At 64.8% G+C, this 14,904-nt stretch carries 7 protein-coding genes; 3 read left to right on the top strand and 4 right to left on the bottom strand.

All coding sequences use genetic code 11. The annotated features are described in order from the left end of the window. Window positions 1–385 precede the first annotated feature (385 nt). Genes PHP59_RS04195 through PHP59_RS04180 form a run of 4 tightly spaced genes read right to left on the bottom strand, consistent with a single transcriptional unit; the run spans window position 386 to window position 4,717 of the window. Window positions 386–1,411: a Coenzyme F420 hydrogenase/dehydrogenase, beta subunit C-terminal domain gene (locus PHP59_RS04195; RefSeq protein ID WP_300164066.1), complete on the bottom strand. Its 1,026-nt coding sequence runs from the start codon at window positions 1,409–1,411 to the stop codon at window positions 386–388. Between the two features lie 5 nt (window positions 1,412–1,416). Next, complete coding sequence (locus PHP59_RS04190) at window positions 1,417–2,154, bottom strand: hypothetical protein (protein WP_300164063.1); 738 nt, start codon at window positions 2,152–2,154, stop codon at window positions 1,417–1,419. A 2-nt stretch (window positions 2,155–2,156) separates the two neighbouring features. Continuing rightward, the gene (locus PHP59_RS04185; protein WP_300164060.1) at window positions 2,157–3,668 is read right to left on the bottom strand and encodes a glutamate synthase-related protein; all 1,512 of its coding nucleotides are present in this window, start codon (window positions 3,666–3,668) and stop codon (window positions 2,157–2,159) included. Then, complete coding sequence (locus tag PHP59_RS04180) at window positions 3,668–4,717, bottom strand: glutamine amidotransferase family protein (protein ID WP_300164057.1); 1,050 nt, start codon at window positions 4,715–4,717, stop codon at window positions 3,668–3,670. The genes PHP59_RS04185 and PHP59_RS04180 overlap by 1 nt, the downstream gene beginning before the upstream one ends. Window positions 4,718–4,816: 99 nt before the next feature. Here PHP59_RS04180 and PHP59_RS04175 point away from each other — a divergent pair, with 99 nt between their 5' ends. From PHP59_RS04175 to PHP59_RS04165, 3 genes are all read left to right on the top strand, one after another. Beyond that, entirely contained in the window at window positions 4,817–6,145 is a 1,329-nt protein-coding gene (locus PHP59_RS04175; protein WP_300164054.1) for a glutamine synthetase family protein, read from the top strand. Window positions 6,146–6,554: 409 nt separating this feature from the next. Beyond that, window positions 6,555–11,471 carry a PKD domain-containing protein gene (locus PHP59_RS04170; protein WP_300164051.1) on the top strand — a complete coding sequence of 1,639 codons (4,917 nt, stop codon included), beginning with the start codon at window positions 6,555–6,557 and terminating at the stop codon, window positions 11,469–11,471. Between the two features lie 17 nt (window positions 11,472–11,488). Then, window positions 11,489–14,677: a lectin like domain-containing protein gene (locus PHP59_RS04165; protein WP_300164048.1), complete on the top strand. Its 3,189-nt coding sequence runs from the start codon at window positions 11,489–11,491 to the stop codon at window positions 14,675–14,677. Window positions 14,678–14,904 lie beyond the last annotated feature (227 nt).

Raw genomic sequence — 14,904 nt, 5'->3', positions numbered from 1 at the left:
TTCCATGGACTCACCTGATGCCTCCGCGGCCGGGGGGCATTGTCGAAGGTTCTCTCACCTGAATGGGGACGGGCGCACCATTATATCTTTCTTTTCTGTAGTGCCAGTTCCGGGGGACTGTCACACACCCATTCTCGAAAAACTCTCGGTTCACGGGAAATGCAAAGCATTTCAATGCTAAGAAATCTTCGATTTTCTGTGCCTGAAAAACAAATCTCCGGCTCTATCTTCCCCGGTCCAATCCTGAGCGGGGGTCCGGGGGCGTAGTCCCCCGGCCGGGATTAGGGGGGAGGCAGCGGATGGAGTTCCTCCTTCAACAGAGAACAGCAGATCCCCCCGAAAAAAATGATTCGGGACCGTGCAGGAAAAAAAGTGCGACGCCGCCCTACTCCTGCCGGGACCGCGCCACCTTCCTCTTTGCCAGGGCCTCGACCTTTGCAAGGTCGGCCTCGCCGTCCACGACGAGAAGTCCCGCCGCGACCGCACCGGCGACAAAGCCCCGGCCGGCATCGGTCCTGACGAGCAGGGTCGAGTAGCCCTTCGGGCTCCCGACAGCACCGGCCGAGATGTCGGCGTGCACCGCGGCAAAGTCGGTGCAGTGCCGGCACCCCTCCGGGATGCAGCCCTCCAGGTCCGCGAGGGGGACGGTCTCCGTGCCGCCGCCGAGACGGGTGACCTCCAGGTACCCCTTCACGTCGAGACGCTCGACCTCCCAGGGCTCGATGCCGAGGTCGCCCCGGATCTTCCCCTCCATCAGCGCCGTGTAGTCGAAACTCTCCGTGCAGAAGAGGCCGACAAGCAGGCGGATCGCACGGGCGTACGGCCCGTGGAGGTCGAAACCGCTCGTCCGTATCCGTGCGACGGCCTCCGCGGCGCAGGGCACCGCCACCACCGCTACCCGGCGGTACTTCCGCACGACCACCGCCTCCTTCAGGGCGGCGAGAAGGGGCACCCACCAGTTGTACCTGCTCCCTGCCTGGGCGACGAGCGCCTCGCGGTCGGTGATCACCACCGACTGCGGCTTTCTCGTCCACCTGTCCTCCGAGACCGTGACCACCGCATCGACGAGGCCCGCTTCGAGGGCGTGGACGAGGACCGCCGTCACCGCGCCGCCGCTCTGTTTGCCCGGCACCGGGAAGGTCGCCCGCGCCGAGACCGCCGAGATATAGTCGCCCAGGGGCTTGGCCGGGTCGGCGCCGTCGGCGACGCGGGGACACGCCAGGTAGCAGGCGCCGCACGGCACGTCGTCGCACTCCATCTTGCAGTAACTCGACGACACAGGGTGGCCGTGCGCATTCTCCGGGAACGAGAGTGCGTCGGCCGGGCAGACCGCGATGCAGGCACCACAGCGCGCACAGCGGCCGGTCTCCCAGACCTCGGCTTCAAGGTCCTTGTAACTTTTTTCCGCCATCTCTCTCACTCCCAGGTGTATTTCCCGGCAAAAGGCCTCGTGCCCGCCGGACCGATCCGGGTATAGTCGTCGGCAAGGAGGGGTGCCGGGTCGGCCCCGAAGTACCGGCAGAACTCCTCGACAAGGGGCCGGATCCGGGCGCGGTCCTCCTCCCCGAAGGGCATCCTGACCGCCCCGACCGCCAGGCAGCGGCCCTCCACCTCGCCCCTGATGAAGACCTCGCCGCCGTGGATCCCGCTCGCAAGCCCGCGCTCGGCAAAGGGGCCGGGGGCGTTCAGGCGGAGGAGGAGGATCGTCCCGCCGGCCATGTACTCGCCCAGGAACGGCCTGGCATCGCCGCCGACGACCAGGTACGGCCTCCTCTCATGGTAGGCCTTCATGTGGATCCCGCCGCGGTAGCCGATATCGTCCCTGACAAAGACCTTCCCGCCGCGCATCGAGTGGGCGACCGCGTCCCCGGCGCTCCCGTGGATGACGATCGTCCCCGCCTCCATCGTGTTGCCGGGGGCGTGGTCGGCATTGCCGTGGACGACGACAGTCGGGCCCCGCATGAACATGCCGAGGTCGCCGCCGGCCACCCCGTTGACCGTGATCGTCACATCGCCCACGAGACCGTCCGCGATAAAGCGCTGGCCCAGCACATTGTCGAGGACGATCTCGGTCTCGCCGGCGGCCACCGCCGCCCGCACCTCTTTGTTCAGGGGGGTGTAGTGCACCCCTGCCGCATCGATATGGGTCGCCATCGTCACGCCCCCACCGTCTTGACGTCCAGCACCTGCAACATCCCCTCGTCGAGCATGTAGCCCCGCAAGCGGTCGCGGTTGCCCCGCAGGCTCTCGATCGCATTGATCCCGGCCGCCCCCATCAGTTCGGAGATCTCCATCGTCCAGGCATGGATGAGGTTGGCCACATGCTCGCCCTCCCGCACCGGGTCGAGGCGGGCGACCAGGTCGGGGCGCTGCGTCGCGATCCCCCAGGGGCAGAGGCCGCGGTAGCAGTTGCCGCAGACCCGGCAGCCCATGGCGACGAGCGCCGCGGTGCCGATGTAGACCGCGTCGGCGCCGAGGGCGATCGCCTTCGTCACGTCGGCGGCGTCCCTGATTCCGCCGCTCGCGATGACAGAGACCTCGTTCCTGATCCCCTGGTCGCGGAGCTTCTGGTCGACGGCCGAGATCGCCGCCTCGATCGGGATGCCCACATGGTCGCGGAAGACCTTCGGGGCCGCGCCCGTCCCGCCGCGGAAACCGTCCACGACGACGGCGTCGGCGCCCGACCGCGCGATGCCGGCCGCGATCGCGGCGACGTTGTGGACCGCGGCGATCTTCACGAAGACCGGTTTCTGCCACTCTGTCGCCTCCTTGAGCGAGCGGACGAGCTGGGCGAGGTCCTCGATCGAGTAGATGTCATGGTGCGGCGCCGGGCTGATCGCGTCGCTCCCCTCCGGGATCATCCGTGTCCGGGAGACGTCAGGGCCGACCTTCTCGCCGGGGAGGTGGCCGCCGATGCCCGGCTTCGCGCCCTGGCCGATCTTGATCTCGATGGCCGCCCCGCGGTTGAGGTAGTCGATGTCCACGCCGAAACGGCCGGAGGCCACCTGCACGATCACCCGCTTCTGGTACGGGTAGAGGTCGGGGTGCATCCCGCCCTCCCCTGTCCCCATGAAGGTCCCGGCCTCGTGCGCCGCCCGCGCCAGGGCAAGCTGCGCGTTGAGGGAGATCGCCCCGTAGCTCATGTGCCCGATCATGATCGGGGTCTCGATCATCAGGTTCGGGGCGAGTTTTGTCTCCAGTTCGACGTCGCCCGACTCCGTCCTCCTGAACGCGAGCTTCGAGGGCTTCTTGCCCAGGTAGGTCCGCAGCTCCATCGGCTCCCTGAGGGGGTCGATGGAGGGGTTCGTCACCTGGCAGGCGTCGAGGAGGAGGCGGTCGAAGATCGAGGGGAGGGGCAGGGCATTGCCCATGCCCGCGAGGATGATCCCGCCTGTCCGCGCCTGGTTGTAGATCGCCTCCCGCGCCTCGGGCGTCCAGAGGGGGTGGGACCTGTAGTCCACCGGGCGCTCCTCGAGCGAGATCGCGTCCCGCGGGCACATGGCGATGCACCGGTGGCAGGCGGTGCAGTTCCGGGAGACGGCGACGATACGGTCGCCCTCCTTCCGGAACGTCCCGTACGGGCAGTTCTCGATGCACCGCCCGCACTCCATGCACCGGTCAGGGTCGATGGTGATCTTATACCGGAGGGGCACGCTCCCGATCGCCATCAGCGGACCCTCCCGATGACAGGTTCGCCGGCCCGCGGCATCCACACCCGGTCAAGTTCGGGGGCTATCCGCCGGATCGCCGCCTCCTCGGAGGAGATGTACATCCGGTCGCCCTCCTCCGCGGCGACGAGAGGCCGCAGCTTGATCCGGTCGGTGAAGCCGGCGATGCCGTCGCGGTTTGCGACGACGATCGCAAAGGGCCCGTTCATCATCGCCGACCCGTAGGTGAGGCGGATGGCCTTGTTGAGCTCCTGCTCCTTCGCAGGCATGCGGTCGATCTCGTCCCAGAAGGGCGGGGCCAGGGCACGCACCGCGAGTCTCTCGTCCAGGCCGTGCTTCCTGGCAAGGAGGTCGACGAGGTAGGCGACCACCTCGGTGTCGGTGAACATCGTGCACTTGTAGCCGTAGCTCTCGATGTACCGCCGGTTCGTGCCGTAGCTGGTGATCTCCCCGTTGTGGACGACGCTCCAGTCGAGGAGGTTGAAGGGGTGGGCGCCCCCCCACCAGCCGCGGGTGTTGGTCGGGTACCTGTTGTGGGCGAGCCAGATGTAGCCCTTGTAGTCCTGGATGCGGTAGAAGTCGGCGACGTCCTCGGGCCACCCTGCGGCCTTGAAGACCCCGATGTTCTTCCCTGAAGAGTAGATCAGCGCCCCCGGCATCGTCGTGTTCACCTTCATCACCAGATAGGTGACGATGTCGTCCTCAGGCGACGGCGTCCCGCTCATGAGAGTGGGGTCGGGCCTGAAGAAGTAGCGCCAGGGGGTATGGACCTTCCTCAGGTGCGCCTGCTCATAGGTCGGGATCTCCTCGTCGTGGACGATGGTCCCCCAGGTCTCGAGAAGGGCGTCCACCGGCGCCTTTGTCTCCACGATATTGTCGAAGAAGACATGGATTGCATAGCAGTCGGCGAACTCGGGGTAGACACCGTAGGCTGCATACCCCGCACCCTCCCCGCTGCCGCGCTCGTCCATCATCGAAAGCGCGTCCCTGATCCGTGCGCCGTCCATCACCGCACCTGAGCGGTCGACGACGCTGATGATTCCACACATGGTCTACTCCACCACTGCCAGGTATCCTCTGGCGGTGGTTGTCGCAAAAAAGTGTACCAATTAGCCATATATACTATTGGGTGGAACCATGTTTCCATTATGCCAGCCGACGAGGTATCAGCACTCCTGGAGAGAATCGAAAGGGATAACGTCAAATTCATCCGTCTACAATTTTCCGACCTCCTGGGCCAGCCGAAGAACGTGGCCATCCCGCCCGTCCAGGCTGAGAAGGCCCTGACCGATGGGATATCGTTCGACGGGTCGTCGATCGAAGGCTTCGCCAGGATCGAGGAGTCCGACATGGTGCTGAAGCCCGACCCGGCGACCTACACCCTTCTGCCCTGGCGGAAGGACGAGGGTCGGGCGGCCCGTTTCATCTGCGACGTCTATATGCCGAACAAGAAACCCTTCGAGGGCGACCCGCGGTATATCCTCAAGCAGGTCGTCGCCGACGCCGCAAAGGACGGGTTCGAGTTCAACACCGGCCCCGAACTCGAATTTTTCCTCTTCAAGATGGTCAACGGCAGGCCGTCCCTGGAGTTCCAGGACCATGGCGGCTACTTCGACCTCGCCCCTACCGACCTTGCGGAGGACGTGCGCCGGGACATCGTCCTGGCCCTGACCGACATGGGCTTCACCGTCGAGGCCTCCCACCACGAGGTGGCCGAGAGCCAGCACGAGATCGACTTCAAGTACGGCCCTGCCCTCCAGACCGCCGACAATGTCGTCACCTTCAAGTTCGCCACAAAGACCATCGCCCTCCAGCGCGGCCTCCATGCCACCTTCATGGCAAAGCCCATCTACGGGATCAACGGGAGCGGCATGCACACCAACTGTTCCCTCTTCAAGGACGGACAGAACGCCTTCTATGACCCGTACGCACCCCTCCAGCTCTCGGAGACGGCCCTGCACTTCATCGGCGGCGTCCTGAAGCACATCCGCGGCATCACCAGGCTCGCAAACCCGACGATCAACTCGTACAAACGCCTGGTACCCGGGTACGAGGCACCGGTCTATATCTCCTGGAGCGCCTCGAACAGGACGGCCCTCTGCCGCGTCCCGGCGCCCCGCGGCAAGTCCACCAGGATGGAACTCCGCAGCCCCGACCCGACCTGCAATCCCTATCTCACCTTCGCCTGCATCCTCGCCGCGGGCATGGACGGCGTGAGGAACAAGATCGAACCGCCCGCGAGCACGAAGCTGAACATCTTCGAACTCACCGAGGCCGAAAGGAAGGAGGCCGGCATCGACACCCTGCCGGGCACCCTCCTCGAGGCGAACCAGTACCTGCTGGAGGACGAACTCCTCTGCAATGTCCTCGGCCACCACGTCGTCGAGAACCTCGACCGGATCACGAAGATGGAATGGGACTCCTTCAGGACGACGGTCCACCCCTGGGAGATCGACCGGTACTTCTATCAGCACTGAATAGGACCCGGCATAACCCTCTTTTTCTGGCATTCCCCCTGAGAGTACAGGGGCAAGCGGCCCCGCACTCCCGGCCCCTGCCGCGGCACCAGACCATATGATTTCAGGCCCTATTATTCTCAAAGAGTCCTGAAGATCGTATATCTCCTCGTCCATGGTCGTCCCGGCATACCGGAGAGAGATCATGACGGTGCAACGTCTTCTCCCGGGGGATAAGGATTATCACGGTGTGTCCGGAAGTTCAACACGTTAATGAGATTCAACAAACGTAACGATCATATATCAGACCCCATTTTAAGATCAAAATTGTAATCAAAGTTCATTAGTAGCTTTTTTCATGGTTCAAAACGCACCTCATCATCATACAATTTAAAGAACTGATTGAACCATGTCGCCAAGTAAAATACGTTTGAAAAAGGATGCGACCATTGCGATCATTGCCATCGGGCTCCTCTGCCTGCTGGCGATGCCCGCGGCCGCGGAAGAGACAGGCCTCGGGGCCGCGGTCGACGCCCCGGACCTTGTATGGACGACCGACACCTCCACGAAGGCATGGATTGTCGATACCGAACACGCCGTGAAAGGCGGAAGTTCTGCCAGGAGCGGGCCGGATTTAAGCTGGGGTGACTCGAAGATCGAGACCTCGGTCACCGGGCCAGGTACCCTGACCTTCTCATGGAACGTCACCTCCCCTTCAAGCGACTATTACACGTTCTCCATTGACGGTGTCCAGCAGAAGCAGATCTCCGGCACCGAGTCTGTCTGGACAGAGGAGTCTTTTGAGATCGGTTCCGGCGAGCACACCCTCACCTGGACCTATCACAAGGGGGGCATGGGCGTCAAAGCCCAGAACGGCGGTTGGCTTGATGCGGTCACCTTCTCGGCCGAAGAGTGCACCGACTTCTCCGCTAATGTCACCCGCGGCATGGCGCCCCTGGCCGTGCAGTTCACCGACCTCTCCACCGGCGACGTCAGCGGATGGGACTGGGACTTCGGCGACGGCTCAGACCACGTCACCGAGAAGAGTCCGGCCCATCTCTACCAGAAGGCCGGCACTTACAATGTCACCCTGATCGTCCAGAAAGGTGGGTCTCCTGACACGGTCAAGAAGACAGAGTTCATCGAGGTCGTACAGGCCCGAACTCTCGGCGACGCTGTGGGCGCATCCTCCCTTGCCTGGACCACGGGCGGCAAAGCCACCTGGGGCGTCGACATCACGGACGGCGTGACAGATGGAGACAGTGCCAGAAGCGGTTGCCTCTCCAGCTCTGGGTCCACCGGGATCAACACCACGGTCAGCGGCGCCGGCACCCTCTCCTTCGACTGGAAGGCAAACATCCAGTATAACTCTATGTTCGGATCCCAGGGCAGCCTGGAATTCTCCATCGACGGTGCGACCTCATCTGACGGGAACAACTACAGGAAGATCACGGCGACTAAAGACCGGGCGCATGAGTCTTTCGACCTCGGCGAGGGCGAGCACACACTGCAGTGGACCTACGCAGCCAAGATGAGTGACAAACCCGAGAACGGCGGATGGCTCGACAACGTCACCTTCACGCCGAAGGCGGTTCCCGTCCCCACGAATCTAAAGGAAGCCCTCGACGCCCCGGACCTCGCATGGGTGAATGCCGGCGACAAGGACTGGACGGTCGAGGTCGGTGACGGCATCGGCGGCGGTTGCGCCCGGAGCGGCACGTTCTCCGCCGATGAATGGGAAGTCGGCTTCTCGGACTTGCAGACAGGAGTCACCGGTCCCGGCACCCTGACCTTCTCCTGGAAGGTCTCGTGCGATGAATACTACGAAGCCCTCTATTTTGCCCTCGACGGCAAGGACCAGATGCAGATCGATGGACTGGACGAGACCTGGAAGGACGCAACATTCGAGGTCGGACCCGGAGAACACGTTCTCAAATGGTCATACTGGAAAAACAACTGGAATGGCGACGAATCTGACGGCAAGAGTTGCGGCTGGCTCGACAACGTCTCCTACACCCAGGAGATCGCCACCGCCTTCACCGCCAACACCACCGCCGGCGACGCACCCCTCACCGTGCAGTTCACCGACCAGAGCACCGGCGCGATCACTGCCCGGCACTGGGACTTCGGCGACGGCACGACCTCCGATGAGAAAAATCCAGTTCACACCTTTGCGGCCGGCGTCTACGACGTCTCCCTGACCGTCACCAGAGACGGCGCGGATGACACCGTAACGAAGGCCGGATACATCAGGTCCATCGGCGAGGTCACCCTCGCGGAGGCCCTCGACGCTCCCGACCTCGCATGGACCACGGGCGGCAACGCCACCTGGTCCCCGGTGAAGGGGCCGGAGTACGTCGACTATGCCGCGGCAAAGAGCGCCGGTGCGCTGACCTCGGGCCAGAAATCCTGGGTCCGGACCACCGTCGAAGGCCCCTGCACCCTCTCCTTTGACTGGAAGGTGAACCCCGGCAAGGTCTATGGGATGCCGCTGGGCAAGATGGAGTTCGCGGTCGACGATGCAGGCCAGTACGACGACCTGTACAAGAAGATCCAGTACGACACGAAGTGGTACCACGAGACCTACCCCATCGGCCACGGCACCCACACCGTCACCTGGACCTACTCCACCCTGACCACCGACACCGCGGAGAACGGCGGCTGGCTCGACAACGTCACCTACACCTACGGCGGCGGCGACCCTGTCGCGGACTTCGTCACCAACGTGACCGAGAACCGCGGCATGGCGCCCCTGGCCGTGCAGTTTACCGATACCTCCGCAGGATTCCCGACCGCCTGGTCCTGGGACTTCGGCGACGGTTCGGCGCATGCCATGAACGCGGCGCCGGTCCACGTCTACGAAAACACCGGCGATTACCCGGTCACCCTGACGGTCACCAACATCGCCGGCAAGGACGCCGACGGTACGGCCGTCCTCGGCACCGACACCGTGACAAAGACGGTGAAAGTCATCAAACTTATCTCGCTCGGTGAGGCCGTTGAGGCCCCAGAACTTACCTGGACAACCGGCGGCGACCTCGACTGGTTCACCGACCTCTACTGCGCCCTGACAGGCGGGAGTTCCGCGAGGACCGGCGCCATCCCATCCAAGGACAACGCCACCTGGATCGAGACGACGGTCACCGGCCCCGGCGTGCTCACCTTCAACTGGAATATCAACTCCAGTTCCTCCACCTACTGCGGGCTGCTGGTATTCTCGGCCGACGGGACCAGGGTCTCGCAGATCAAGGGGACCCAGGAGGGCAAATACTGGCCTGGCGGGTATTATGAAGTTCCGCCCGGCGAGCACGCCCTCAGGTGGACCTACACCAACGCGTACTACCACTCGTCACACCACTGCGGCCACCTCGACAACGTCACCTACACCTCGGGCGCCATCCGGCCGACGGCCGCCTTCGAGGCCAATGTGACGCGGGCGATGGCCCCGGCGACGGTGCAGTTCACCGACACCTCAAGCGGGTGCCCGACCGCGTGGTCCTGGGACTTCGGCGACGGCGCCACCTCTGACAGACAGCACCCGGCCCACACCTTCGAGGAGGTCAGGGCGTACACCGTCACCCTGACGGTCACCAACGACGCCGGCACCAGCACCGCGACAGAGACCGTCTCGGTCGTCCCCTTCGCCACCCTCGCAGAGGCCGTCGAGGCCCCTGACTTCGAGTGGTCCACGGGCGGCAACGCACCCTGGTTCGTGGACGTCGACTGCGTCCACACCGGCACCACCTCGGCACGGAGCGGCGCCATCGGCGACAACCAGGAGTCATGGCTCCAGGCGAACATCACCGGCCCCGGCTACCTCGCCTTTGCCTGGAACGTCTCCTCGGAACCCAGGCACGACTACCTGAGGCTCTTCATCGACGGCGAGGAGGAGAAGAACATCTTCGGATTCCCGGAGGAATGGACTGAAGAGGAGTACAGGCTCGGGTTCGGCACGCACGCCGTCAGGTGGGTGTACGAGAAAGATTCCACCTCCGGCATGATGGAAGACTGCGGGTGGGTCGACAACGTCACCTTCACCCCTGTCGACGACACCGACTTTGTCGGCAACGTCACCTGGGGCGAGGCCCCGCTCACCGTGGACTTCACCGGCTACGCGACCGGGAACCCGACCCACTGGGCCTGGGACTTCGGCGACGAAGACTCGGCGGTCGGCAGGAACCAGACGCACACCTACACGAAACCCGGCGTCTACAATGTCACCCTCATCGTGCAGAAGGGCACCGCCCCTGACGGCCAGATGGAGGTCAAGAAGGGCTACATCACCGTCACCCCGACCTTCGAGGAGGCCCTCGACGCCGAAGGCCTCGCCTGGACGAGAGGCGGCGACGCACCCTGGTTTGTCCAGCTGAGCGAGACCTTTGTCGGCGGCAGCTGCGGGCAGAGCGGTGCGATCACGCGCAACCAGCAGACCTGGATCGAGACCACGGTCACCGGCCCGAAGAACCTCACCTTCGACTGGCAGGTTTCATCCTATGACGGCTACTCGATGAAGTACTCGGACGTCCTCGCCTTCTCCATCGACGGCGAGATCCAGGAGGAGATCGCAGGCAAGGGCGACGGCTGGCAGACCGCGGCGTACACCCTGGAGAAGGGCGAGCACACCCTGCGGTGGACGTACGAGAAGCGTGCGTACAACTCCTATGGCGAGGACTGCGGCTGGCTCGACAACGTCACCCTCACCGATATCGCCCCGGTGATCTCGTTCGCGCCGGTCACGGCAACGGTCGCCGCCGGGACAGAGCGCAACGTCGCCATCGTCGTCGATCACTTCCCCGACGGCCTGAAGAACTACACCTTCACTGTCTCTCTCGATAACGACAACGCCCGGATCACCGACGTCTGCTTCGCCACGATGGGAGGCGCACAGTCACGTGAGGGCGTCCTGCCCGGCACCACCGTCACCATCTCTGCGAGCGACGACGGCACCACGGTCGAGGCCGGCGCGGCGAACGTCGTCCTCGCCACCCTGAAGGTCAGGGGCCTCGCCGACGGCACGGCCGGGATCACGGCCAGCGACGCCGTGGTCTACGCGGACAACGGCGAAGAGACCCCCGTGATCTGCAAACCCGGTATCATCGACGTCGTCGGCCTCTCGCCCCTCCCCGGATGCGTCGGCATCCCGGGCGACGGTGACGGCGACGGCCTCTTCGAGGACGTGAACGGCGACGGCACCCTGGACTTCAGGGACATCATCACCTACTTCGAGCACGTCGAGAGCGTCCTCTCGCAGAAGAACCCCCGGGTCTTCGACTACAACGGCAACGGCCGGATCGACTTCGACGACATCGTGACCGTCCACCGCTCCATGGAGACGGACAGAATATGAGACAGGTGGCTGGAGATATGAATAGCAGAATACTGAAAGGTCTGGCAGGCGTATTCCTCTGCGTCTGCCTGCTCCTCTGGGCCGCGGCCCCGGCAGCCTCCGCACTGGAGGTGACCGAGGCGCCGCTCAACCCGGAGTTCGTGCACTATCTTGAAGAAAAAGAGGCGCCGGCCGACCGCATGATGATGGCCGCCGCCCCCATCGACGAAGGCGACCACACCGACGAACTCTGCGGCGAGATCCCCTCGCCGGTGACCGTCGCCTGGCCCGAGGGCAGCGAGGTGCGGACCACCTCGGCCTTCAGGCCCGCGCCCTCGGAGAGCCGTTTCGACCTCCGCGACGAAGGGCGGGTCGGGTCGGTGAAGGACCAGGGAGAGTGCGGCAGCTGCTGGGCATTTGCGGCCCTCGGTTCCCTGGAGTCCACCCTCCTCCCCGAGGAGGTCCGGGACTTCTCCGAGAACAACCTGAAAAACACCCACGGCCTGGACTATGCCCACCACGAAGGCGGGAACGCCTACATGGCCACCGCCTACTTCTCCCGCTGGTCGGGCCCGGTGAACGAGGCCGACGACCCGTACAGCGAGGTCTCGGGCGTCTCCCCCACAGGACTCACCGTCCGGAAACACGTCCAGGACGTGGACTTCCTCCCCAAGAGGGATGACCGCTCCAATGTCACCCTGATCAAGCAGGCGGTCAAGGAGTACGGCGGGGTCTACTCCTCGATGTACTGGTCGAACGGTTTCTACAACGAGGACCATGCCAGTTACTATGACCCCTGGCTCGTCGGCGGCGGCCACGCCGTCCTGATCGTCGGCTGGGACGACACCTACAGCAAGGAGAACTTCACCTTCGCCCCGCCGGGCGACGGTGCGTTCATCGTCAGGAACTCCTGGAACACCGACTGGGGCGACGACGGCTACTTCTACCAGTCGTACTATGACGCGGACCGCGGCGACAAGGCGGTCTTCACGGCCGAAGATACCGACAACTACCGCGACGTCTATCTCCACGACCCCCTGGGCTGGACCGCGGCGATCGGTCTCAGGAGCGAGACGGCGTACGCCGCCAACGTCTTCACCGCCACCTCGGGCAACAGCCTGGGCGCGGTCGGTTTCTTCACCCCGGCCCCGAACGCCGCCTACGAGGTCTCGGTCTACCTCGACCCGAAAGACGGCCCCCTCTCGGCCGACGGCCCGGTGACGACCGTCTCCGGCACCCAGGTCCTGCCCGGTTACCACACCTTCCCGCTCGCGACGCCCGTGCCCCTGACGCCGGGCCAGAGATTCTCGGTGGTCGTCAGGCTCACGACGCCCGGCTATTACCAGCCCCTCGCGGTCGAAGAACCGATCGCAGGCTTCTCTTCCGGCGCACAGGCCGGGGCCGGGGAGAGTTATATCAGCGCCGACGGCGTGGCGTGGGAAGACCTCACCACCCGGATGGCGGACACCAATGTCTGCCTGAAGGCTTATACCGTCTACGAGGAACCAAAACTCTCGTTCAACACCGTTCATTCATCCCTGGACGCGGGTAACGAGACCGAGGTATCCATCACCATGAGCCGCGCCCCGTGGGGTCTTGCCGGGTACGAGATGGACGTCTCGGTCGCCGACCCGGAGGTGGCCGCGATCACCGGCGCCTCCTTCCCGGCCTGGGCAACGCTCAACCTCTCGCGCGAGACGGAGGACGGCGTCATGATGCGGGCGGTCGACCTCGACGACGCCGTCCGTGCAGGCGACGAGGACGTCGTGCTCGGCACGGTGAGGGTGAAGGGCCTGCTGGGCGGGTCGTCCGACCTCAGGATCGCCGTGCGGCAGGTCGACGGCGACGGCGGCGACCTGGTCACCACCAGGGCGAACACGAGCAGCATCACCGTCACGCCGGTCGGCGACGCGGAGCAGGGAACGAAGGTCTCCCTGGACGTGCCGGGGTGCACCGTCACCGGGCAGAATGTCTCGGTGAACGCGTCCGGCCGGACGTCGGTCTCTGACGACGGAAAGAGGATCCGGGTCGCCGGAGACTTCTTCACCCTGACCTTCGTCACGCCGGGCGACGCCCGTGAGGAGAACGGCACCATCAGCGGCACGATCCAGGAAATCCTCCTGGAGACACGGGCGGTCTCGGTCGTCTCAGAGGGGGCCGGAGAGGTCTCCGCGGGCGTCGGCGCGGAACTTTCCGGTCTGCCCGCAGGAGCGGCAATCTCCACCGTCCTCGGGAATAATGCATCTGCAGAGACCATGAGCGCCTTCCGGCAGGCTGCCGCGGAAAACAGGCTGCAGATCGACGCTCTTGCCGCGTCCCTTGAAGTCAGGACGACCAACCTTACGGACGGCAGGGAGATCAGGAATGCCACGGTGACGATGAGCGTCCCGGCGGCATGGGTGGATGCCTGCGGCGGCGTCGCAAACATCAGGGTCGTGCGCATCGGCGACGACGGCAGCGCCAGCGTCCTCCTGCCAGAGGAGATCCGGAGGGAGGGCGAGAGGGTGGTCCTCAGGTTCGAGTCCCCCGACGGTTTCTGCGAGTTCGGGCTTGTTGCCGTCTCGGCGGCACCGGTCGGACCGGCCCCCCTCTCCTCGCACGGCAGCGGCGGCAGCAGCCAGTCTGAGGCTGCGGTCGGTGCGGCAGGCAGTCTCCGTGCCGGCGAGAACATCACCCTGACGCTGGCCGGCACGCCTGTCACGGCGGTCACGCTCAGGGCGAAGGACGAGATCGACGGCCTCATGGTCGCGGTGAAGAGGGCAAACCTCCCGGCGGCGGCCGACGCCCCTGACGGCGCGGTCTATGCCTATGTGGAGGCGACCCTGTACCGCACGACCGCAGACAGGCTTTCCGGCGAGACCATCGCCTTCGCCGTGCCTTCGGCATGGCTGGAGGCGCACGCCTGCACGGCCGGCGACGTCAGACTTCTCAGGTACGTCGACGGCGCATGGCAGCCCCTCGCGACCGTGGTCACCGCGGAGAAGGACGGCATGGCCCGCTTCGCCGCAGAGACAGACGGCCTCTCCCTCTTTGCCATCGCGGCAGAGAACGGCACGCCCGAGACCCCGGCACCGGTCGTGACGTCGGCCAGCGCCGGGTCGGGCGTGGCGACACCGGCAGAAACCGGAACGGAAACGGTCCCGCCGACGACACAGCAGTCGCCCCTGCCCCTCTGGACCGCGGCCCTCGCGATCGGCGCCGCATTCCTCAGGGCAGGGAGACGCTGACCACACTTTTCCTTTTTTTCAGTGCTGGAAAATTCCTGTGCTGAGGAGCACGTCCCCCAAACATGGGATAGGGAGGGACGGCAATCTCCCTCCTCAGGATCTCCTCTTCGCCCTTCTCCGGTTCTATCCTGAGCGGGGAACGAGCGTCAGCGAGTTCGAGAAAATCTTTGATTTTCGCTGTCTGGGGGTGAAACCCCCGGTCTGGATTGTGGGGAAGGCAGGGGATA

The organism is Methanofollis sp., assembly GCF_028702905.1.
In the GTDB taxonomy this organism is placed as follows: domain Archaea; phylum Halobacteriota; class Methanomicrobia; order Methanomicrobiales; family Methanofollaceae; genus Methanofollis.
Note: the sequence above shows the minus strand (reverse complement) of the source record. Positions and strands in the feature narration are given on the sequence as shown.

Bases quoted from the DNA above. Each gene is read 5' to 3' on its own strand.
- PHP59_RS04180 (WP_300164057.1), bottom strand. From the start codon at position 4,717: ATGTGTGGAATCATCAGCGTCGTCGACCGCTCAGGTGCGGTGATGGAC.
- PHP59_RS04175 (WP_300164054.1), top strand. From the start codon at position 4,817: ATGCCAGCCGACGAGGTATCAGCACTCCTGGAGAGAATCGAAAGGGAT.
- PHP59_RS04195 (WP_300164066.1), bottom strand. From the start codon at position 1,411: ATGGCGGAAAAAAGTTACAAGGACCTTGAAGCCGAGGTCTGGGAGACC.
- PHP59_RS04185 (WP_300164060.1), bottom strand. From the start codon at position 3,668: ATGGCGATCGGGAGCGTGCCCCTCCGGTATAAGATCACCATCGACCCT.
- PHP59_RS04190 (WP_300164063.1), bottom strand. From the start codon at position 2,154: ATGGCGACCCATATCGATGCGGCAGGGGTGCACTACACCCCCCTGAAC.
- PHP59_RS04165 (WP_300164048.1), top strand. From the start codon at position 11,489: ATGAATAGCAGAATACTGAAAGGTCTGGCAGGCGTATTCCTCTGCGTC.